The sequence below is a fragment of the Nonomuraea sp. NPDC003707 genome (genome assembly GCF_053587055.1).
In genome coordinates, this window is record NZ_JBSFNK010000084.1 from 1 (window position 1) to 20733 (window position 20733).

20 protein-coding genes and 1 pseudogene are annotated in these 20733 nt (G+C 66.1%); 15 read left to right on the top strand and 6 right to left on the bottom strand.

What is annotated here, in order from left to right:
* The first annotated feature begins 111 nt into the window (after nt 1–111).
* A complete protein-coding gene (locus ACWDRB_RS66325; protein WP_449912456.1) occupies nt 112–996 on the top strand; it encodes an LLM class F420-dependent oxidoreductase in 885 nt (294 codons plus the stop codon).
* A gap of 703 nt (nt 997–1699) precedes the next feature.
* Here ACWDRB_RS66325 and ACWDRB_RS66330 read toward each other — a convergent pair.
* The 3 genes from ACWDRB_RS66330 to ACWDRB_RS66340 all read right to left on the bottom strand — a co-directional run bounded on the left by ACWDRB_RS66330 (nt 1700) and on the right by ACWDRB_RS66340 (nt 3096).
* Complete coding sequence (locus ACWDRB_RS66330; protein WP_449912458.1) at nt 1700–2005, bottom strand: hypothetical protein; 306 nt, start codon at nt 2003–2005, stop codon at nt 1700–1702.
* 50 nt (nt 2006–2055) lie between these two features.
* On the bottom strand, nt 2056–2307 hold the full coding sequence (locus ACWDRB_RS66335) for a hypothetical protein (RefSeq protein WP_449912459.1): 252 nt from the start codon (nt 2305–2307) through the stop codon (nt 2056–2058).
* Between the two features lie 288 nt (nt 2308–2595).
* On the bottom strand, nt 2596–3096 hold the full coding sequence (locus ACWDRB_RS66340) for an ATP-binding protein (RefSeq protein WP_449912461.1): 501 nt from the start codon (nt 3094–3096) through the stop codon (nt 2596–2598).
* A gap of 247 nt (nt 3097–3343) precedes the next feature.
* Between ACWDRB_RS66340 and ACWDRB_RS66345 the strand changes: the two genes are divergently transcribed.
* The 5 genes and pseudogenes from ACWDRB_RS66345 (at nt 3344) to ACWDRB_RS66365 (ending at nt 5948) form a co-directional block, all read left to right on the top strand.
* The gene (locus tag ACWDRB_RS66345) at nt 3344–4174 is read left to right on the top strand and encodes a helix-turn-helix domain-containing protein (protein ID WP_449912462.1); all 831 of its coding nucleotides are present in this window, start codon (nt 3344–3346) and stop codon (nt 4172–4174) included.
* Nucleotides 4162–4377 (top strand): DUF397 domain-containing protein, encoded by a 216-nt coding sequence (locus ACWDRB_RS66350; protein ID WP_285778368.1) that lies wholly within the window; start codon nt 4162–4164, stop codon nt 4375–4377. Before ACWDRB_RS66345 ends, ACWDRB_RS66350 begins: the two co-directional genes overlap by 13 nt.
* 349 nt (nt 4378–4726) lie before the next feature.
* Nucleotides 4727–5080, top strand: a pseudogene (locus tag ACWDRB_RS66355) (transposase); the annotation flags it as partial.
* 50 nt (nt 5081–5130) lie between these two features.
* Nucleotides 5131–5418 (top strand): helix-turn-helix domain-containing protein, encoded by a 288-nt coding sequence (locus tag ACWDRB_RS66360; protein WP_449912465.1) that lies wholly within the window; start codon nt 5131–5133, stop codon nt 5416–5418.
* On the top strand, nt 5343–5948 hold the full coding sequence (locus ACWDRB_RS66365; protein WP_449912466.1) for a transposase: 606 nt from the start codon (nt 5343–5345) through the stop codon (nt 5946–5948). The genes ACWDRB_RS66360 and ACWDRB_RS66365 overlap by 76 nt, the downstream gene beginning before the upstream one ends.
* Before the next feature lie 256 nt (nt 5949–6204).
* On the opposite strand, the gene ACWDRB_RS66370 is transcribed toward ACWDRB_RS66365, so the two are convergent.
* The gene (locus ACWDRB_RS66370; protein WP_449912468.1) at nt 6205–7209 is read right to left on the bottom strand and encodes a LacI family DNA-binding transcriptional regulator; all 1005 of its coding nucleotides are present in this window, start codon (nt 7207–7209) and stop codon (nt 6205–6207) included.
* A 79-nt stretch (nt 7210–7288) separates the two neighbouring features.
* On the opposite strand from ACWDRB_RS66370, the gene ACWDRB_RS66375 reads away from it, so the two are divergent.
* The 6 genes from ACWDRB_RS66375 to ACWDRB_RS66400 all read left to right on the top strand — a co-directional run bounded on the left by ACWDRB_RS66375 (nt 7289) and on the right by ACWDRB_RS66400 (nt 16451).
* Nucleotides 7289–8578 (top strand): polysaccharide pyruvyl transferase family protein, encoded by a 1290-nt coding sequence (locus tag ACWDRB_RS66375; protein ID WP_449912469.1) that lies wholly within the window; start codon nt 7289–7291, stop codon nt 8576–8578.
* Nucleotides 8571–9482, top strand: coding sequence for an ABC transporter permease (locus ACWDRB_RS66380; protein WP_449912470.1), 912 nt, complete (start codon nt 8571–8573; stop codon nt 9480–9482). The genes ACWDRB_RS66375 and ACWDRB_RS66380 overlap by 8 nt, the downstream gene beginning before the upstream one ends.
* Nucleotides 9483–9580: 98 nt before the next feature.
* Nucleotides 9581–10450, top strand: coding sequence for a carbohydrate ABC transporter permease (locus ACWDRB_RS66385; protein ID WP_350740487.1), 870 nt, complete (start codon nt 9581–9583; stop codon nt 10448–10450).
* A gap of 33 nt (nt 10451–10483) precedes the next feature.
* A complete protein-coding gene (locus ACWDRB_RS66390) occupies nt 10484–12106 on the top strand; it encodes an extracellular solute-binding protein (RefSeq protein ID WP_449912472.1) in 1623 nt (540 codons plus the stop codon).
* A 102-nt stretch (nt 12107–12208) separates the two neighbouring features.
* Nucleotides 12209–15628, top strand: coding sequence for an alginate lyase family protein (locus ACWDRB_RS66395; protein ID WP_449912474.1), 3420 nt, complete (start codon nt 12209–12211; stop codon nt 15626–15628).
* A 40-nt stretch (nt 15629–15668) separates the two neighbouring features.
* Nucleotides 15669–16451 carry a transposase gene (locus tag ACWDRB_RS66400; RefSeq protein WP_449912476.1) on the top strand — a complete coding sequence of 261 codons (783 nt, stop codon included), beginning with the start codon at nt 15669–15671 and terminating at the stop codon, nt 16449–16451.
* Between the two features lie 57 nt (nt 16452–16508).
* On the opposite strand, the gene ACWDRB_RS66405 is transcribed toward ACWDRB_RS66400, so the two are convergent.
* Together ACWDRB_RS66405 and ACWDRB_RS66410 are read right to left on the bottom strand one after the other, a co-directional pair.
* Complete coding sequence (locus ACWDRB_RS66405) at nt 16509–16820, bottom strand: hypothetical protein (RefSeq protein WP_449912477.1); 312 nt, start codon at nt 16818–16820, stop codon at nt 16509–16511.
* Nucleotides 16821–17595: 775 nt separating this feature from the next.
* A complete protein-coding gene (locus ACWDRB_RS66410; RefSeq protein ID WP_449912478.1) occupies nt 17596–17841 on the bottom strand; it encodes a hypothetical protein in 246 nt (81 codons plus the stop codon).
* 214 nt (nt 17842–18055) lie between these two features.
* On the opposite strand from ACWDRB_RS66410, the gene ACWDRB_RS66415 reads away from it, so the two are divergent.
* The 3 genes from ACWDRB_RS66415 to ACWDRB_RS66425 all read left to right on the top strand — a co-directional run.
* On the top strand, nt 18056–18589 hold the full coding sequence (locus ACWDRB_RS66415) for a DUF5994 family protein (protein ID WP_449912483.1): 534 nt from the start codon (nt 18056–18058) through the stop codon (nt 18587–18589).
* 118 nt (nt 18590–18707) lie between these two features.
* Nucleotides 18708–19031 carry an STAS domain-containing protein gene (locus ACWDRB_RS66420; RefSeq protein WP_449912480.1) on the top strand — a complete coding sequence of 108 codons (324 nt, stop codon included), beginning with the start codon at nt 18708–18710 and terminating at the stop codon, nt 19029–19031.
* Between the two features lie 1283 nt (nt 19032–20314).
* The coding region (locus ACWDRB_RS66425) for a hypothetical protein (protein ID WP_449912482.1) at nt 20315–20733 on the top strand (419 nt) is incomplete at its 3' end.

Consider the following 20733-nt stretch of genomic DNA (forward strand, 5'->3'; position numbering starts at 1 on the left):
CCTTCCCGGGTGTGACCGTTGTCGGCTCCTTAGACAACCCCGAATGTCGATGGTTGTCAAACTATGATGGGAGTCGAAATACACTGGTCGGACCCGTGAAGGAGGGCAGCCATGAAGTTCGGATTCATCATGTTCCCCACCCGCGACGCGATCCCGCCCGGCGCCTTCGGCCGACTGCTGGAGGAGCGCGGGTTCGAGTCGCTGTTCATGCCCGACCACACCCACATCCCCGCCGTCACCCCCGAGCGCTACGACGTGCTCGACCTCGCGCCGGAGTTCAAGAACGGCATGGACGCCTTCGTCGCACTCGGCGCGATCGCCCAGGCCACCACCACGCTCCAGATCGGCACGGCCGTCCTGCTGGTCACCGAGCGGGACCCGATCGTCACGGCCAAGGAGGTCGCCTCCGTCGACGTCCTGTCGAACGGCCGGATGAATTTCGGCGTCGGCCCCGGCTGGATCAACCAGGAGATGCGCAACCACGGCACCGAGCCCGCCACCCGCTGGAAGGTCATGCGCGAACGCGTCGAGTCCATGAAGGAGATCTGGACCAGCGACATCGCCGCCTACCACGGTGACTTCGTGAACTTTGAGCACGTCACCTCGTGGCCGAAACCCGTCCAACGTCCCCACCCGCCGATCCTCGTCGCGGGCAACGGCCCCACCGTCGCCGACCGGGTCGTCGCCTATGGCGACGAGTGGATCCCCATGGTTCGCCCCGGCGTCCTGGACCACATCGCCGAGTTCAAGCGGACCGCCCGCAAACCCGGCTCCGACGAGCCGATCCCCGTCACGCTGTTCGGCGGCGACCTCGACGACGTCGCCGCGTACGCGGCCGCGGGCGTCGATCGTGTCCTGTTCTGGGTCCGCCCCCTCGGCACCGCCGCCATGACCAAGACCGTCGACGAGATCGCTCGAATCCTTCGGCCTCGACTCACTACGCCCCAGCTCACGAGCTCACTCAGCTTGGAGCCCCCATCCGAACCGGTGGCGTGACTGCGCCGCAACCGGGAGTCGTTGCCGGGGGCGAGCATGCTGGCCCCGGTTGGTGGTGACGGTGCGGGCCGAGGCGGCTGAACGCCTGCACCGCACGCTGGCCGACGCCGCCCGCGAGGTCGACCCTCAACTGTTGGATCGGATGCGGGCGCTTGCCGGAGGTCCTGCCCAGGCAGAGGGTCAGTGCGTGGGAACGGCTGCGCCGTGCCCCTCACGCGTACCTCCGGCACCCAGCTCGGAGAAGGCGCTGGCCCGGGAAGTAGCTTCGATTGGAGCGGGGCGCGGTGACGGTGTCCGGGTGCTGGCCAACCGGCTGTCGATGCTGGCTCCAGGCTGACCGCCAAGGCCCCCGGCATTGAAGGAACTGCCATCGCCGCGCCGGACCGCAACGCTCCTGGCCGCTACCCAATCCCGTGAGTGAGGCCTTCAACGGTCGGCACTGTCGATCACCTTGGCGGGTGGCCCTCTCTGGGCTGTTGCTGACACTTTCGTGGCGGAGCCACTGACATCCGGTGGCAATGCCCACTGACACACTCGTGGCACTTGGCACTTTGAGGGGTGACCGTGGGTGCTGGGAGCTATCGCGACGGGCACGTAGACGACCCAGAGGGACGCAACCCCGCTACTGACGAGCTTCCTTGGGATGCCGGGCGGTCGGTATCAGGCGTCGGTGTGAGCGTCGGTTGTGTGGCGCTGACCGTGGTTATGCGGCGCCCGCCGGTGTGGTGGCCAGGACGTGGCTGATGCGTTTGGCGGCTGTGGCGGGGTCGGTGACGTCGTTGATGGGTTCGGGCCATGACCACCAAAACAGCCACCGGTCGTCCATCGGTGCGGCGGAGATGATCTCCGACAGGGTGGTGGCTTGAGGGTTGATCACCCGTAGGCACGGTAGCCGTTGGTCCGGGGTGAGCAGGCGGGCGTGCAGCCCGAGCTTGTGCAGGAGTTCCTGCAGGTTGGTGAGGTGGGTGGCGGCTTGCGCGGCTATGGCGGGGGTAACAGGCTCGGGCATGGCTGGCTCCAAAGGATGGACGGGTGGTGGGGAGAGGGATGGCCTGCTGTTCACGGGGCAGGCGGGTGCGGCGGCTGAGGGTGTTCCGGCTGGGCCTGGTTGCGGCCGGCGGCTCGCCGGGCGCGGTAGATCGACCACAGAGCGGCAGAGAGGTAGCCGATCAGCAGGGCAATGACCAGGGCCAGAGACACCGGCTTGGTCATGCTGGCAGGCGCCAGCAAGGCGAAGACGATGTCGCCGGCGGTCAGCAACACAGCCAGCACAATGATCGTCTTCTGGCGAGACATGACCAGAAACTCCATTCACGAGGGAGACAGAACAGGGGAAGGTTCCGGGGGCCGGGCGAGCTGGAAGCGGCTACGAGCAGCCCGGTAGCGGATCCGCTTGCAGTGCCCGAGCTAGACAGGGATGAGGGTTCGGCGTGCCAATGGGTTCCGTGATCGTCACCGAAGCGGGTCCTGCCCGGAGCGGTGAGTCAGCCGACCAAGGTGGCGGTGCCGATCAGCGGGATGAACTTGGTAGGAGACGGTGGTGCACCACAGCTCTCTGACCTTCGGGCCGGTAGGAACCCTTGAGTGAGCTGAGGCGGGTCAGCTATACGGGGAGCGGAACAACTCCTCGATCTGCGCTGGTGTCGGGTTGAGGTCGAGGTGGCACCACACCAAGCGCAGCCCGTCCGGGGGCACTCGGTAGCTACCCCACCGGTTACGTGACAGGGTCTCCACGATCGCCAGTCCCCGCCCCCGCTCGGCGTCCAGGCTTGGCGCCTGGAGCGGGATACGGGACGGCTTGGAACAGGACGATCCGGGATCGGTCACCGCCAGTCGCAGGTAGTCGCGCCCCTGATACAGCTCGAGCATGATCGTCTCCGGACTGCCACCAGGACCGGCACTGGAGCTGGGGGCGTCGGCGTACCTCACCGCGTTGGTGACCAGCTCCGATGTGGCCAAGACCGCGATCTCCCGGGCGGGATGCTCAGACTCCAGCCAAACGCTGACAGTTTGCCGAGCCCGATATGGGGCCCGGCCGCTGTGCGCTAGCCGGATGGTCCCGATGGTCTGAAGCTCGGAGGGGGAAATGTCGTAGATCATTGAATCCGCCTCGCTTATCCTCGATCATCAGCCATGCCGTTTACGAGAAGAATGAGAATGGCGCGTGCACGCACGATCATCTCTTTGTGTGGCTGACTGCGATACGTCGAGCTGGCCTGAAGAGACCATCCCAGAAAACCTCTGTCTACGGGATGTATTGCAAAGCACTTCCCAGGCACGAACTAAGTGTGCTAACACACATGTCGCGTGCGTTTCTCGTGTGCCAATGGGAGGGAGGCATTCTGCCTTGGAAGACACCGAGCCGGAATCCGCGCTAAAAGCGCCCAGAGCGGAATTCGGTGTATATCTTCGCGAATACCGCATAGCTGCGGGTAAGCGGCAGAAAGAACTCGCCGCGATGCTCGGCTGGTCAGTCTCGAAGATCAGCATGGTCGAACGCGGAGAACGCCCGGCCGACGAAGACTTCGCCCACGCCGCCGACACCGCGCTGGGCGCGGAGGGGGGACTGCTGGCGCGCTGGCGCGAGACCGTCAAACGCGCCTCACATTGGCCGGTCTGGCTCGCTCAGCTGGCGGAGATCGAACAGCAAGCAGACATCCTCCGCACCTGGCAGCCGCTGATCGTCCCCGGCTTGCTCCAGACTCAGGCATACGCGCGGGCCATCTTCCGTGGCAAGCCCGCCATCACGGACGAGGAGGTCGAGCAGAACGTCGCCGCACGCATGGAGCGCCAGCATGTTCTGCATCGGGAAGTTGGGCCTACTCTATGGGCAATACTGGACGAGGGTGTCCTAACTCGACCGACGGGCAGCGAGGCGGTGATGGCCGAACAGATGGCACAGTTGGCCGCACTGGACGAACATCCCCGTATCAACGTCCGCGTGCTCCCGCGAAACTCCTGGCTGACTACCGGCCTGCAGGGAGCATTCATCCTCGCTGGTGGGCCGGGAATGCCGGATATGGCCTATCTAGAGTCGATCACCATGGGTCAGATCACCGCTGACAGTGGGCGGGTCCGGGAAGTCAGGTTGAAGTACGAGATGTTGCACAACGAGGCCCTACCCCGTCGTGCCTCGCTGCAGCTGATTAAGGAGATGGCAGAGAAATGGACGAACTGACCAAAGAGCTCCTCAAGACCGCCGAATGGCGCAAGGCGACCCGCTCTGGCGACAGCGGCGACTGCATCGAAGTGGCGCCCTTGGGTGACGGGCGCGTGGGCCTGCGAGACTCCGAACGCCCCGACCTGCCCGCATACGTCGTATCGTCCTCGGTCTGGGGCGCGTTCATTGACGGCGCCAAAAAGGGAGAATTCGACTTCTGATCCCTACGACATCGAACTGCGGTGGGTTCTGGGCATCGGCCCAGGACCCGCTGCATGCTCACTGTTCGATGCCATGCCGAGCGGCGAGTTTCTGGTTCTTGTGCGCCAGGCTGGCGAGCCAACCGAGGCTACGGTCGTTTGATCCGCACCCCCTTCGGCGCACCTGTCTACGCCGTCTCGTCCGGCAAATCGTGGACATCGCAGGAGGTTGGAACGGCGGTGACTGTGAATGAGTAGACGCTCTGCTGCCAGCTTGACCGGTGTTTGGACGGGTCTGTAATCAGGCCGGCCGTGTCTCGCTCGCGGATCCCTTGCGTCGAGCCCTGCTACTGGGGGAACCTCATGCCGTCCCTGCCCGGTGCGGACCTTGTGCACCAGCGCCCAGCGCAGCGGCCGCCACCTCACCCTGCACCCCCGGGCGATCCAGGAAACCCTCGACGCCGCCCGCGCCGAACAGACCACCCCCGCCTGGCGCGACCGCTACGCCCTCCGGTGCGGCATCGAGGCCACCATCCATCAAGCCGTCACCGTCACCGGCCTACGCCGCGCCCGCTACCGCGGCATCAAGAAAGTCCACCTCGAACACACCGTCTGCGCCATCGCCGTCAACCTGATCCGCCTGCACGCCTGGTGGAACGGTCACCCTCTGGACCGGAAACGCATCAGCCACCTGGCCCAACTCGAACCAGCCCTGGCCGCATGAAAATGAGTTAACCAGCAGAGTCCTTCAGGCCGAGCGGGACGGAGTACGCGTTGGACGCTGGGCCGGCCGCCCACGGATGGGTCGAGGACCAGCGTTGGACGCTGGCGCGGGTGTCAACGCTGATCGAGCAGCTGTTCCGGGTGTCCTACACCCTGCGTGGCACCTCCTACCTGCTGCACCGGCTCGGCTGGAGCCCGCAGGTGCCCCAGCGCCGGGCGGCCGAGCGGGACGAGGTAGCAGTGGCCACGTGGATCAAGGAGACGTGGCCGACCGTGGAACAACGGCGCGGGACCAGGACGCGTGGATCTGCTTCGAGGACGAAGCAGGCCAGTCGCTGAGGCCGCCCAAGGCCCGTACCTGGTCCCGCCGGGGCCACACCCCGGTCGTCACCGTCTCCGGCAAGGGGTCCGGACGCGTCTCGCTGGCCGGGCTGATCTGCCTCAAGTCCGGACAGCGCACCCGCCTGATCTACCGCATGCTGCTGTATCGCGGTCGTCGCGGCGAGCAGAAGGGCTTTCGCGAGGTCGACTACGCGCGCCTGCTCGATGCTGCTCACCAGCAACTCGGCGGCCCGATCGTGCTGGTCTGGGACAACCTGACCGCTCATCGAGACGCGCTGATGTGTAGCCTGATCAATTCCCGTCCGTGGCTGACGGTGTTCTACCTGCCCTCCTACGTGCCGGAACTCAACCCCACCGAGGGCGTCTGGTCCCATCTCAAACGCAGCCTGGGCAATCTCGCCCCCGCCACCCTCGATCAGCTCGCCGCGCTGATCCGCACCCGGCTCAAGCGGATGCAGTACCGGTCCAGCCTGCTGGACGCCTTCGTCATACACACCGGCCTGACCCTCACCAACGGCCCGCCATGAACCCTGACCTTTCAACCTCTGTACTGCCCTCTGATGTCGAAGCGCCAGCAGTTCCGCCTCCTTGGAGGGGTTCCTTCGTAGCAGCAGCGCGGCAAAGACAACAGATGTCGGGTGACGGCGTACACCGTAGACAAGATCACCGAGAACTGCCTACGACGCCTCGTCACGTACCTACCTCTTCCAGACTTCCGTCAGCTTATGTAGCCGAATGTCCGGAATCTGCTGGGCACCTCGGCCGCGGGCGATCATGCGAACGCTAATCGCGGATCCGGGTCAGAGCAGTCGCTGAGTCACGGATCACCAGTTCGGGTTCGGGGTCGGTGATGACACCGCCTGCGCTTGGCCGCCCCGCGATCAGGTCGTAAAGCGCCTCGACGCCGGCCCGGCCGAGTTGGTACATGGGCATCCGGACTGCGGTGACGGCCGGGCGCAGGTGTTGCATCAGGTCGACGTCGTGGATGCCGACCACCGACAGCTGGTCGGGGATGGTGATGCCGAGGTCGCGTGCGGCGGCCAGGACCCCGACCGCGCTCATGATGTTGTTGACGACGATGGCGGTCGGCGCGGTTGGCGCCTGCATGGCCTGCCGGAGCCCGTCGGCGCCGGCCTGCTCACCGAACCCGGTGGCCAGGTGTGGGGCCGGTGTCAGCCCGGCGGCGTCCATCGCCTGCTGGTAGCCCAGGTAGCGCTGCTGGGAGATGTATCCAGAACCCCCGACGAAGACGATGTGGCGGTGGTGGAGGTTGACCAGGAATCGGGTAGCGATCTCGCCTGCGCGGCGATCGTCTATGTCGATCCAGGGATGGTCCAGTGCATGTTCCAGGATGAGGATCGGCTTGGGGTGGGAGCTGAGTTCGGCCATCACGTCGTCGTCCAGCAGCCCTTCGCCGCGGATCAGAATGCCATCGACCGTGCCCTGGCTGAGCAGCCGGGTCAGGAACTGGCTGCCGGAGCGCATCGTCTCGGCATCGCCCAGCAGGACCGTTGCGCCGTGCTCCGCCGCCGCCTCGTAGACCCCATGCCGCAGCGGTCCGTAGACCGGGTTGTCGATCTTGTTGAGGATCATCGCGATCATGTCGGTTTGGTTGAGTCGCAGCGAGCGCGCCGTTTGGTTCGGCTGGTAACCCAATTCCTGCATCGCCCGGAGCACCCGGGTGCGGGTGGATTCCCTCATCCGGGTGTGGCTCGTGCCGTTGACCACCGCCGACACCACGGCGAGTGACACCCCAGCCGCCCGCGCGACGTCACGTTGCGTTGCCATGGTGGAAGCCTACTAGGTTCTTGACGTAACGTCTCACCATCCCTATTTTGATTTAACGTTACGTCAACAAGGAGTACATATGACATCGACACGTCGCACCGTCCTCCTGCGGTCCTCCTGGGCGACGGTGAACATCGGCGACGTGGCTCACTCCCCTGGCGTGGTGCGGGCGTTTCAGCGGTTCGCCCCCGAGGTCGAGGTCATCCTCTGGCCGGTGCGGCTGGAGGAGCGCGAACGATCCATGCTGCGGCACGCGTTTCCCGACCTGCGCGTCGTCGATGGCACTCTCGGCGGGGACGGGCCGAGCACCCCGGAGTTGGCCGCCGCCATCGACGGCGCGGACGTCCTGATGCACGGATCGGGCGCCGACGCCTTCCAGAGCACCGAGATCGATTGGTGGCGCGAGCACGTGGGCCGCCCGTATGGGTACTTCGGGATCACCGTGGATCCGCTGTGCCCACCGACCATGGCGACGCTGCCGGAGCTGGCACAGATGGTCGATCTGCTCCCACCGTCCTATCTCGAGGACGACGTCAAAGACCGTTTCGACAGCGCCGACTTCGTGTACTGCCGCGAAACGCTGACCCTGGCCACCCTGCGCAGCCAGAAGATAACCGGGCCCGACCTCGCCTTCGGGCCGGATGGCACGTTCGCGTTCGACCACACTGACGCCGTCGCCGCCGCTCGCCTGCTGGAGAATTTCGGCCTGCAGCCCGGTCGGTTCGCCTGCTTCGTTCCGCGGCTGCGCTACGCCCCCTATGCGAAGATCTACGGCACGGAACCGACCCGCGAGCAGATGCGGCGCGACGCGGTCAACCGGGCCACCGTGACGCACGACCTGGCGGTGCTGGCGGCGGCGATCGAGACCTGGGTACGCGTCAGCGGCCTGCCGGCCGTCGTGGTGCCCGAGATGAGCTATGCCGTCGAGCTCGCTCACGAGCAGCTTCCCAGCCTGCTCAGTCCACAGACGCTCGATCAGGTCCGGCTCCTGGACCGGTACTGGCCGCTGGAGGAGGCGATCGGGGTCTACGCCGTCTCGTCGCTGGTGGTCAGCATGGAGTGTCATTCGCCGATCCTGGCCGCACGACATGCGACCCCGACCGTCTACCTTCGGCAGCCGACCGAGACCACGAAATCTCAGATGTTCGCCGACCTCGGCGCCCCAGACCTGATGATCGAGCTCGACCATCGTGCCGCGGCGACGGTCGTCGCGGCGGTCACCGACATCGCCACCGACCCGGCGCCCGCGGTCGCCCGGAGCAGGAGGGTCGCGGCCAATGCCGACGACCGGCTGCGGGCGGCGGTGCGAGCCTGCGTCACGGGCCGGCCCATCGGCCTGCCTGCACCGGTGGAGACCGGCGATGCGTAGCCTGCGCGACCGCTGGCGGCGCGACCGGGTCCTGCTGCTGCTGGCGCTTCCCGGGGTCACGGCGCTGCTGCTGTTCCACTATCTGCCGCTCGGCGGGAACATCATCGCGTTCCAGGACTTCCAGCCGTTCCTCGGAATCTGGCACAGCCCGTACGTCGGGCTGGACAACTTCGAGCCGGTTCTCACCGGCGACCCGGTGTTCCTCAACGCACTCGTCAACACGCTGATCATCACGCTGATCCAGGTGGTCTTCGTGTTCCCGCTGCCGATCTGCCTCGCGTTGATCCTGAACGCGACCATCAGCGAACGGCTCAAACGCCTCGCCCAGTCGATCCTCTACATGCCGCACTTCCTGTCCTGGGTCATCGTGGTCGCCCTGTTCCAGCAGATGTTCGGCAACGGCGGGATGCTCAACGCCTGGCTGCGCTCGGCCGACCTGTCCACGTTCCACATCGTCGGCGTACCCGAGTTGTTCAAACTCATGATCACATCACAGGTGATCTGGAAGGACACCGGCTGGTCAACGATCATCTTCCTCGCCGCACTGTCCAGAGTGGATCCGGCGCAGATGGAGGCCGCGGTGGTGGACGGCGCCTCGGCAGTTCGCCGCCTGTGGCACGTGACCCTGCCCGCCATCCGCCCGGTGATCGTCCTGCTGCTGATTCTGCGGCTCGGTGACTCGCTGTCCGTCGGGTTCGAGCAGATCATCCTGCAGCAGGCACAGGTCGGTGCCGGTGCCAGCGAAGTACTCGACACCTACGTCTACAACCACGGGATCGTCGGCGGTGACTGGGGCACCGCCGCCGCGGTGGGGCTGATCAAAGGCATTGTCGGTGTCGCGCTCGTGCTCGGCGCCAACCGGTTGGCCCACGCCCTGGGCGAGCAGGGGGTGTACGCCAAGTGACGAGCCGATCTGTGCCGACTGCGGTGTCCGTGGCGCGCCCCGCCGCGGGCACAGCGCCGCGGCGGCCACGCTCGGGCCGCAGCCGGCGTCCGGTTTGGATGGGCGAGCCCAGCAAGCTGGGGGTGGGTGCGCGGGGACTCGTGCTCGGCCTTGGCTGCCTGGCGGTCTTGGTGCCGTTCTGGGCGGTGCTCATGACCAGCATCGCCTCCCCGGAGGAGGTCAACAGGGCGGGCGGCTTCGTGCTGTGGACGAACGAACCGACGCTGGACTCCTACCGGGCCGTCCTGTCCGGAGGAATCGTCACCCGTGCGCTGCTGGTGAGCGCCGGTATCACCGTGGTCGGCACGGCACTCAGCCTCGTCGCCACGATCGCTCTGGCGTACGCGCTGTCGCGGCCAGGCTCGTTGCTGCAAAAGCCGATCCTGCTGATGACGGTGTTCACCCTGCTGTTCAACCCGGGCATCATCCCGATGTACCTGACGGTCAAACAGCTCGGCCTGCTGGACAGCTACCTGGCATTGATCCTGCCGGTGCTGGTGAACGCGTTCAACGTCATCGTCATGCGCGCCTTCTTCCAGGAAATCCCCGGCGAGCTGCGGGAAAGCGCCTATATAGACGGTGCCGGGGAGATGCGCATCCTGCTGCGGATCGTCCTGCCACTGTCGAAGGCGGTCGTCTCCGTGATCGGGCTGTTCTACGCGGTGGCGTACTGGAACGCCTTCTTCTCCGCGATGTTGTACCTCCAGTCGTCGGAGAAGTGGCCGCTGCAACTGGTGCTGCGCACCTACGTCGTCAACAACACCCCGATCGGGTCCGACCAGCTCAGCTCGAACCTGGAGAACCTGCCACCACAAATCTCCGTCCAGATGGCGATTCTCGTGATCTCCGTCCTGCCCATCCTGTTCATCTACCCCTTCATCCAAAAGCACTTCGCCAAGGGACTCATGGTCGGCGCCGTCAAGGGCTGACCGGTCGTCCACGCAATGCGGAAAGGAGACGTCATGGCACCCACCTTCAGCCGCCGCGACGTCCTGGCACTCGGCGCGGCAGCGGGGCTGGCCCCGCTGCTCGGGGCCTGCGGCGACGGCAGCCCGAGTTCGCCGAACAGCTCGACCGGGTCGGTCAAGCTGCCCACCTACAAGCCCGTCACCGCGGCCACGCCCGACCTGGCCGCCGAGCCGGCCGGGGTGTCGCCGGGATACTTCACCTACCCGACCTCCTCCAGCGCCGCATCACAACCGGTGAAGGGCGAAGCCGTCACGGCACTGACGTACACCTACGACCCGATCGCCCCCGCGCTCGGCTCGAACCCCTACTGGCAGAACCTCAACAGGCAACTCGGCACCGAACTGAAGATCACGTACGTCCCCTCGACCGACTACAAGAGCAAGGTCGCCACGACCATCGCCGGTGGAGATCTGCCCGACATGGTGGCTATCCAGGGCGTTGTCCAGCAGATGCCCGCCATGCTGAAGGCGACATTCACCGACCTCACCGAGTACCTGTCCGGGGACGCGGTCCTCGCCTACCCGAACCTCGCCGCCCTGCCCACCGATGCCTGGCGCAGCACCGTCTACGACCAGCGGATCTGGGGCATCCCCGTGCCGCGGGCACGGATCGGCACCGTGCTGTACACCCGGGCCGACCTGCTGGCCAAGGCAGGACTCAGCCTCCAGCCCGATTCGTGGGCCGAGTTCAAGGAGATGGCGGCCGCGCTGACCGACGAGCGGGCCGGTCGGTGGGCGTTCGGACAGATCCCGTTCAACACGATCCTTGAGATGAACGGGATCACCGGCAACTGGCCCGGCGGCACCGGCGCCTGGCAGGCCGAAGGTGGCGTCTTCACCCACTCCGGGACGACACCGCAGTTCACGCAGGCCCTCGAGGACACCGTCGAGCTGGTGAAGTCGGGGGTGATACATCCCGACCACGCGGGCGCGCCCAACACGAAGCGCAACGCGTGGATGCTGGCCGGCACGACCGCGTTCACCATCGGCGGGTACGCCGGGTGGGGCAAGTTCTACGGCCAGGCGAAAGACGTGCCCGGCTTCCGCCTGACCGGCATGCTTTCGCCTACCCGCGACGGCACAGGGACGCAGGTACGCACGCCCGGTCCGACCCTGTCCAGCTTCACCGCTGTAACCAAGACCGACAACGCTGACCGGATCAAGCAGATCCTCAAGGTCCTCGACTGGTTGTGCTCACCCTTCGGCAGCAGCGAGTACCTGGCCCTCCGGTACGGCGTCGAGGGCCAGACGTTCACCCGCAACGGCTCCGACCCGACCCTCACCGAGGGTGGGCGCAGCCAGGTATTCCTGCCGGTGCGGTACCTCGCCGAAGCATCGCCCGTCATCTACGAGCCGGGCAACCGACAGGCCGTACAGGACCAGCACGACCACCAGGTCGCCGGCGTCCCGCTCGCCGTCGCGGACCCGACCCTCGGGCTGTACTCGGAGACCGCCGCCAGCAAGGCTGCCAGCGAGCAGCAGGAACTGGACGCGGTGCTGCTGGAGATCCAGCTGGGGAACAAGCCCGTCTCGGCGTGGCAGCCGGCCATCAAGAAGTTCATGGACCGGGTGGGCAACAAGATCAAGGCCGAGTACGAGGAGCAGGCGGGTGGTTGACGCGCTGGACTCAGCTGACACTCTAACGGGCTCAGGGAGAAGACAGTGGTGAGACGGAGCAAGTTACGTTGGTACACGCGTGGTCGGGCCCGTGCGGCGGTCGTGCTGGCTCTGGTGGCGGCGGTTCTGTCGCCGGGCAGTGCCGCCGTCGCCGACATGTCGGATCTCGGCGGGCTGCTCGACCTGACGCGCCCGGGGCTCGGCGCGGTGGCGGCTGAGCTGGCCGCCGGTGATGAAGCGGGCGCCGCGAGCGAGCTCAAGGCGTATTACGCGGGCCGCGCCGACGTCCATTACCCGGCTCCGGCCGAGGGCCTGGGCGGTGGCGACTCGGGCCCCGACGAGCTCGCGGCGGGGATCTTCCGGTTCGGCGCCGAGACCCGCAACTTCTACAACAGCGCCGAGCAGCGGATCGACATCGACTGGCAGGACCTTTGGGGTGGGACGCAGACCACCCCGGGCAGCGCGCAGACTTTGATGAGCGACTTCACGTTCATGCCCAAACTGACATTCGCTTACGTGTCCGAGAGCGACCCGGCGAAGCGTGCGGCGTACGCGGCGGCGTGGATGGACATCTCGCTGGACTTCTTCGCCGACAATCAGAGCTGGCCGCAGGGCCGCAACCTGTCGGCGGCCAAGCGGCTCGCCCAGCTGGTCAGCGCGTTCTCCGTGTTCCGGACCGATCCTGGCATCGACGCGAGCGATCTCGTGGCGTACCTGTCCGGCGTGCACGCCACGGCGGACTTCCTCGTCGGCGTGATGCAGATACATGCCGGAAACAACTGGTACGTGTCGATGGCCCGCTCCGTCCACGCGGCAGCCGTGTTCCTGCCCGAGTTCTCGTCATCGCCTGGCTGGGAGTGGTTCGCGGTGCGCTCGGCCGAGCGGTTCCTGCGCGCGTACTTGAAGGGCGACGGTGTGTACCGCGAGCCGGCGTTCAACTATCAGGCATACGTGGCGGATATGCTCAACTCCGTCATAGCAGTCGCGGATGCCAACGGGCGAACCGTTCCTGATTCGCTCGTCCAGGGGGCGGACTGGATCGCGGATTCGCTGTTCGCGACCCGTCAGCCGAATCTTGAACCCGCGGCGATTGGCGACACGCCGAACAACTACGCGGGTACGTCGGCCATTCGCAGGAGCGGTGTACGCAACTCCTGGCCCGATTTCACCTGGGTCGCCTCCGGCCGAACGGAGGGAACCGCCCCGACGCTGTCGTCCACGGTGTTTCCGATCAGCTTCGCGGTTCAGCGTTCCGGGTGGGACGCCGATGCCCGGTACATGCTGATCAACAACCAGAATTCCAGTTACACTGCCTCGCATCGGCATCCGGACGACCTCAGCCTGGTGATGGCGGCGTACGGGCGTCCGCTGATCGTCGACTCCGGGGTGGGGGACTACAGCGCGACTCCGACGAACGACTGGATGCGCCGTGAAACCGAGGCGCACAACACCATCGAGGTCGACGGAGTCCCGCAGACCGCCGGCGTCCCCCGCACAACGTCGCTGTGGCGCTCGAACGCGGGCCTCGACATCTACCGCGGTGCGGCGATGGGCTACCGGCCGGTCGCGCACGATCGCGCGGTCTACTTCGTCAAGCCCGGCTTCTGGGTGGTCTCCGACGACCTCACCGGTGACACCGCCGCGCACGACTACCGGCAGCTCTGGCACTTCCCCGGTGATCCGGTGACCGTCAATCCCACTACGAAGGTCGCCACGGTCGGGTTCGACACCGTGCCGGGAGCCGCGCCCGTTGCCGGCGTGCGGCTCATCCCGGTGGCGACGGCCGGCGCCGCGGTAACCCCCAGGGTCCACAAGAATGGCGCCGTACGCGTCGGCGAGCAGGTACTCACCGACGTCGACTACCTGTCGTACGACTGGTCCTCCACCGGGCCGACGGGACTGGACACGGTCGTGGTTCCCGGCAAGGCCGGCGCGGCGCCCTCGGCGACGGCGAAGCGCATCGCCATGCCCGGGGTGAGTCACTCCGTGGCGACGGCGATGGAGATCGCCCTGCCGGACGCGACCGGACGCTTCTACCTTTCGCGCGAGGCGACTCCCTCGTCGAGGGCGTTCGGGGCCGCCACGACCAACGCCGAGACCGCCTACCTCGAGCGTGCTTCGGGCGGCGGGCTTACCAGGTACGCGCTGACCAGAGGGTCGTCGCTGATCGACCAAGGCAACACCGTTATCAGCGCATCCGCAGTGGTGTCCGATGTCAGTGTGGAACTGCGCGGCGCGACCGCCCGGATCTCGCTTGGGGACCCGTTCACCGGCACGCTCTCCATCAACGCGCCGAACGCGAATGCGGTGAAGGTGAACGACACCCCGATCGCGTTCACCCGCACGGGCAACCTCATTACCGTGTCACTCGAGGAACACTTTGCCCCGGCACCCGTGCTCAACGACGAGTTCGACGATGCCAGCCTGGACCGCACCGTCTATGACTTCAACGGATCCTTTGGCGGCTGGACGCCGGTGCAGGGGACCTGGGCGCTAACCGGCGCACAGCCGGACACGCAGCTGGCACAGACCTCGACTGCGGACATGGTGTCGTTCGCGGCGCTGCAGGACGTACCCGATGACGTGGTTATGGCCGCGGACATCGTTCCCGGGGTACGCGGCCAGACGACCGCCCGTACCGGTCTCGCGTTCCGCTACCACGATTCCCGCAACTACTACCGGGCCGAAGTGCTCAACTCCACGTCGGGAGCGACGCTGCAGCTCGTGAAGATATACAACTCGACGACCACGGTTCTCGCGGAGACCGCACTGCCGATCGGCGCCAACGTCCCGCACAAGCTGGTCGTATCCGCGATCGGGAGGCATCTGAGCGCCAAAGTCGGCGACACGTCGATCTCCGCGGACGACGGACAGCTGCCGACGGGTGGTGCGGCCGCCTTTACGCATCGGCGGGCCGCGACCTTCGACAACATCGTGATCAGGGAAGGGCTCGATCAGGCCAGTTGGCGAGGAATAACAGGGTCTGTGTCCGTCGCCTCGGGCAAGTTGCACCTCACGCCGCCTGCCGGTGGCCGGGCGCACGTACTGGCCGACTCGACACTGCCGACGCGCTTCTCCGAGGCGTGCGACTATGTCGTGGAGACCACGGTCACGATCGACGGATCCGTCGGTAACGCAGGAATCTCGCTGCGAGACACCACGGACGCGTACGGGTATCGGATCCACGTCGGCAAGACGAGCAACGGAACCCAGTACGCGAGCATCATCCGCGAGGCTCACGCGTCGGGTCCCGTCACAGTGGCCACGGCATCCATCAGCAACCCGTTGACAGGTCCCGTGCGACTGGGTGCGGCGATTCAGGGCGACCGCATCACCGTGACGTTGAACGGCGTTCAGGTCCTGAAGGGTCGCGACACCGTTGTCCGCAGCGGCGGCGTCGGGCTTTACGCATCCACGGAGAGCTCGTTCGAGAACATCACTGTCGCTCGGTCCTGCGGGGGGCGGGAGCGCCTGCGGCCAAGTGCCCCCGGCGCCAGCAACCGCTGGGACCACCACGACTAAAGGGTGTTGCAGAAAGTAGTTGAGCGGGCATCTTCTGTGTATGAGTGGGGTGTTACGGGCTGATCCTTTGTGGGTGGAGACGTTCACTGGGCTGCGGATGAGCCGGTTCCAGCGCCTGCTGCGGGTGGTGCGCGAGCGCGGCGGTGAAGGTCCTGGCAAGGGGCGCGGCAGAGGGCGTCCTTGGTGCCTTGCTCTGCCCGAACGGGTGCTGCCGGTCGCCGTCTACTACCGCACCAACCTCACGATGCGGCAACTCGCGCCGTTGTTCGGGATCTGCCCGGCCACCGTGTGCCGGATCATCCAGCGCCTCGGCCCGCTGCTGGCTCTGGAACCCGCACAGCGGCCGGCCGAGGCCACGGAGCGGCTGTGGATCGTGGATGGCACCCTGATCCCGGTGCGTGACCGCGATGTCGGCGCCTCCAGCAAGAACTACCGCTTCTCCGCGAACGTGCAGGTCATCATCGATGCCGACACCCGGCTCGTCGTCGCGACAAGCCGACCGGTGCCGGGCAACAAGGCCGACGCTCACGCGTGGCGAGACTCCGGCCTGCCGGCCCTCTGCGAGGGTGTCACGACCCTGGCCGACGGCGCCTACCTCAACACCGGCCTCGTTGTCCCGCACCGAAGACGGGCAGGAAGAGCTCTGCTGCGGGCCCAGGAGGAAGACAACGCCGAACACCGGCGCATCCGCGCCCGTATCGAGCACATCTTCGCCCGGATGAAGAACTACAAGATCCTGCGCGACTGTCGACAGAAGGGAACTGGTCTCCACCACGCCGTCCAGGCCGTCGCACACATGCACAACCTCGCCCTCACGGCATGAGCACGATTGCCCGAAAATCGTCCTGACCTGCCTGCACATAGATTTCTGCAACACCCTTTAGTCGCTCGACGTCGTGAGCAGGCCGTGCTTCGCCGGTTGCTGCTTCCTGGCGCGTCGGGACAGTGCGCTCTGTGCGGCGCGGTGCTCCCGAAGGCCTTCTTGGTCGCCGCCCACATCAAGAAGCGGAGTCACTGCTCCGACGAGGAGCGGCGCAAGCTCGATGACATCGCCATGCCAGCCTGCATCCTTGGCTGTGATGCCCTCTACGAGCACGGCTACGTTTCGGTCGCGAACGATGGGGCGATCCTGGTCAGTACAGCCGCAGTGGAGCACCCCGCTCTCGGGGAGTACGCCCGCCAGCGGCTGCATGGGCGGAAGTCGAGCCGATGGTCGGAAAGCCGAGAGCCTTTCTTCGCCTGGCATCGAGAGCAGGTCTACCGGGGTTGACCTGCGCATGCCGATCTGGACGAGACGGTTTACCTGGGTACGGGATCGCCGGGCACCTCGGGACGAATTCGTGGGGACGCATTGGGGAGAGATGCCCGCAAACGATCGGCATCAGCCATGGACAGCCGGACACATGGAACCCCCGTCGCTGCGCGAAAGCGCAGGTCAGGCGGGGGTTTGGCTGTTCTGGAGAAGTAGGGCGGGTGGGACTTGAACCCACGACCCACGGATTATGAGTCGGCTCGATTGGTGTCGCTCAGTGCCGCCGGGTGTTGTTTTGTATTGCTGTAGCCGGAATTCTCCCCACTGTCGTGTCGGCCTGTGACGACATGTGCCGTGCTGTATTGCGTACACGCGAGCAACCATGCGTTCTTGACCATCGGCACTATGTGCCATTTGTTCCCTACTCGGCACGGCTGTGTGGGCCAGAATGACGTGATGAGGCTCGAGCCTCACGGCAGATCGAACGCGTCCGAGCAGCTATCGAGCAGTCACCGGCCGGCGATTTGCGTCCGCGAGCCAGGATCACTTGCAGTGATCTCGAATGCGATGCGTGGCCTGCTCGACGTGCATGGCTATGGTTTTTGGCAGGCGCAACGCTGGTGGGGACGCGGGTGGTGTCGCTCGGGCTGATGTTCAAGCCGGGCGCAGATGACGTGCGGAGGTGGGCTTGATCCGGTTTGGCGGACATCCGAGATCAGGGGCTCGTCCCCGGAAGGATGTCCATGATGGAGAGCATGGGGAAGAAGAAGCCGCGTCCTCGCCGCTCGTTCACGCCGGAGTTCAAGGCCGAGATCGTCGAGCCCATGAGGGCAGGGAGGTTCCCGTCTCGGTCTCGGATCAGATAGCGCGCCCGGCGGCCCGCATCGTCCAGATCCATCACCAGATTCTTTATCGCCTGGATGACCCAGTTCGCGCTCTGGTGAGTGGTGATGGCGAGCACGTCACCTACTCGGGCTGCTTCCGGAATTACAGAATTTCGGAAGCACGCGGTAGTGTCGAAGATACCGAGGTCTTTTCGAGCGTTGGCATTCAGGTCTGCGTCGCCCCCGGCGAACCACTCACCGCGGCCCTCCTCTTGGGGCTGGACAGGTCAGACGACCATGACGCCAACACTTGTTTCTCAGCCTGTACCGTTGAGCTCCGCCTCGTCCGCGATGCCTCGGGTCGATTCTGAGCTACGGCTCAGTCTCCACCCGGTGCTGGAGCGGCCAGCCGTGGTGAACGGGGCCTGGTGGCCCTACTCCCGCGACGCGGCCGCCGAACTACCCGATCTCATCGCCGCCGTCGACCAGCGGCTGCAGCGGACTACGCTGCTGGTAGGCGTGCATCGGGACGCGTGGCGGCGCATCCCACGTCGGATCCCGGCACGTGGACGGACGGTCCGCATCGGTGGGTTCCGGCATGGCGACCCTCACGTGATCGTTCTGTTCTTCGCCTCCGACGAGCCGGTCGCCCTGCTGATCATTCCGCCGGACACCGCCGTCGGCCCTGCCGAGGACGCGCTCAAGCTCACCGCCCAGAACACCGCCGACTTGACCGACGATGCCATCTTCGCCCTCGCGCACCTGCCGTCCGATCCCGCTCTCCGCGCGACAGCCGACAGGGTGGCCCGCTGGGAGAGCGAGAGCGGCTCGGTCAGCGGGCAGGAGGCGCGGCACTCCATCAGACGGCCATCAGCTCCGGCGTAACCCGTACCGTCCGCCGACCTGATCGAGCCGGTTCAGCCTAGGCAGACCCGGCGGCGGGTCAGCTTTCCAGCCGGAGGGCATCTCATCTCATTTCAGCTTCTCCAAAGGGGAGACTTCCATGGCCGCCATCGACACCGCGCCACTTGGCGGGGTCAACCCTTCAACGCCGACCACCGTCCACCTGTCGGGCGAGATCGACATCTTCACCAGTGCAGCGCTTCGTCGGCAACTGATGAGCACGCTGCAGGACAGCACGAGCCTGCTCATCCTCGACCTGTCGAAGGTGTCGTTCTGCGACACCGGCGGCTTGGCCGTCCTGGTCGGCATCCAGCGCCGCGCCCGGTCGATGGGCATCACCGTGGCCCTGACCGCGCCCCGCCCGTTCATGTCCCGGCTGCTGCGCATCACCGGCCTGGGCCGCGGCCTACCGATGGTGGCGTGAGCGGGGTGCGCACCGTGTGGGGCTCAAGAGCTGGAGATCCAGTGTGTCCAACGAAACCCGCAGGTCGGACGCTGTGGCTGAATATTCGAGCCCCACAGGACAGTGGCGAAGGTCAATTTGATGAGGTTGGTCGTGCGCGGGTGAGCCTACTCGGCCGGAAGCCGTATGAAGGCGATCAGGGGCAACGGCTGCGACACCTCGCCACGGATGCTCGCCCAGGGTTGCTGTAGCCGCACTACGGCGATGGCGCCTTCCGCGCTTGGCCGGGCGGGGTGTGCACTTCCTGGGAGGGCTGGTCATCTACCGGTAGTTGTGCTGATTTCTTCTCTTGTCCTGATGGTTGTCCGCCTTGGCCGGGTGGGGTGTGCGAAGGGCTGGTCTCGGGAGGCGCGCTCAGCGACGCCTGCTGCGTGCCGGTCGCAGTGGGCCGGCTGTCGGGTTTCGACGGCTTGGGGACGTCCGGCAGCGCGGCTGGAGTATGGGGGCGGTGCCGTGGAGGCGTTGCCTGGGCGGCGGCAGCGGGTGGAGTGGTGCGGTTTCGGCGCGCAGTGGAGGTCGGGCGCGGGCGGCTCGTCGGAGCAATGGCGGAGGAGGCCGGCCAGGACGGTGGCGGTCCTGATCGCCTGTCCGCGGGTGTGCCGCCGTTCGGTGGTGGCTTGGTGGGGCCGGGTCGTCACCGTGGACGGGTTCTGGTCGCTGGCATGGGTGTTCTCCCGGGGCGTGGGTGGGCAACGGCAAACCTTATCGATCTAGACATGGATGGTGACGGCGGTCAAGGGCGGCGGGCAAAGATTTGTCGCCGCGTACCTGCTTGACGTGCGTTTCTGCACGTTGAGGGCGTTTTCGAGGAAAGTTTACGGACTGAGTCAGTTGCTGTGAGTTCGCTGGGAGTTGACTCCCAGGTACTTTGCGGAGCGGTTTCAGCGACCTGGACCTTTTACTCTCCGTTACATCTTCTGAGGGTTGGCTGGAACCCCCATCTTCGGGCGGATCTTCGCAGCCCGTCGGGCCCTCGCAGGCCATTCAACAGTGTGTTCGACTCTTTAAGCGGGTCACTTTCTGTGGTTCTTGACCGAATGTGCCGTTTTGTGGCGTGATGCGGATGTTTTGCCTCAAGGGATCTTTAGATCCTCCTTATCCGCGGCCCCTCGGGGCCACATGCATTGTGGAGTGTGCCCGTGTCGCAATTACCCGTCCCACGACCGCAATCGGCCCAACGGTCCGGACCTAAACATCACGCACGGTTACGCCGGTACGTCGTCATCATCACCACGCTCGCACTGGTGGCCTCGCTCGCTTCGGCACCGCCCGCTGCGGCGCAGAGCGGATCGGCCGAGCCCGGGCTGCTGTCACACGCGTCGAGCTGGCTGGCCGGACAGGTGGCCGGCTGGTTCGCCGAGGAGCCGAAGGGGGAGATACGCCCGGCTCAGGCGCCGATCACGTTGCCGGGGCGAGACGGCACGCCGGCGCAGTTGAAGCTGGATCCGGTCAAGGAGCCGGGCAAGCGGGTCAAGGAACTGACCGGGCAACGCACCGCGGTGAGTAAGGCCTTCGAGCTGGAGGACGGCCGCCGCCAGGTGGAGATCTCGGCGGTGCGCCAGCACGTGCGGGTCTGTACGGTCACTGGCTCTGGCCCACTTTCGGTGGTGACGGAACGTGATAGCTCGTGTCGGTACATGGCTATCTCGCCGTGCTGTGTCAG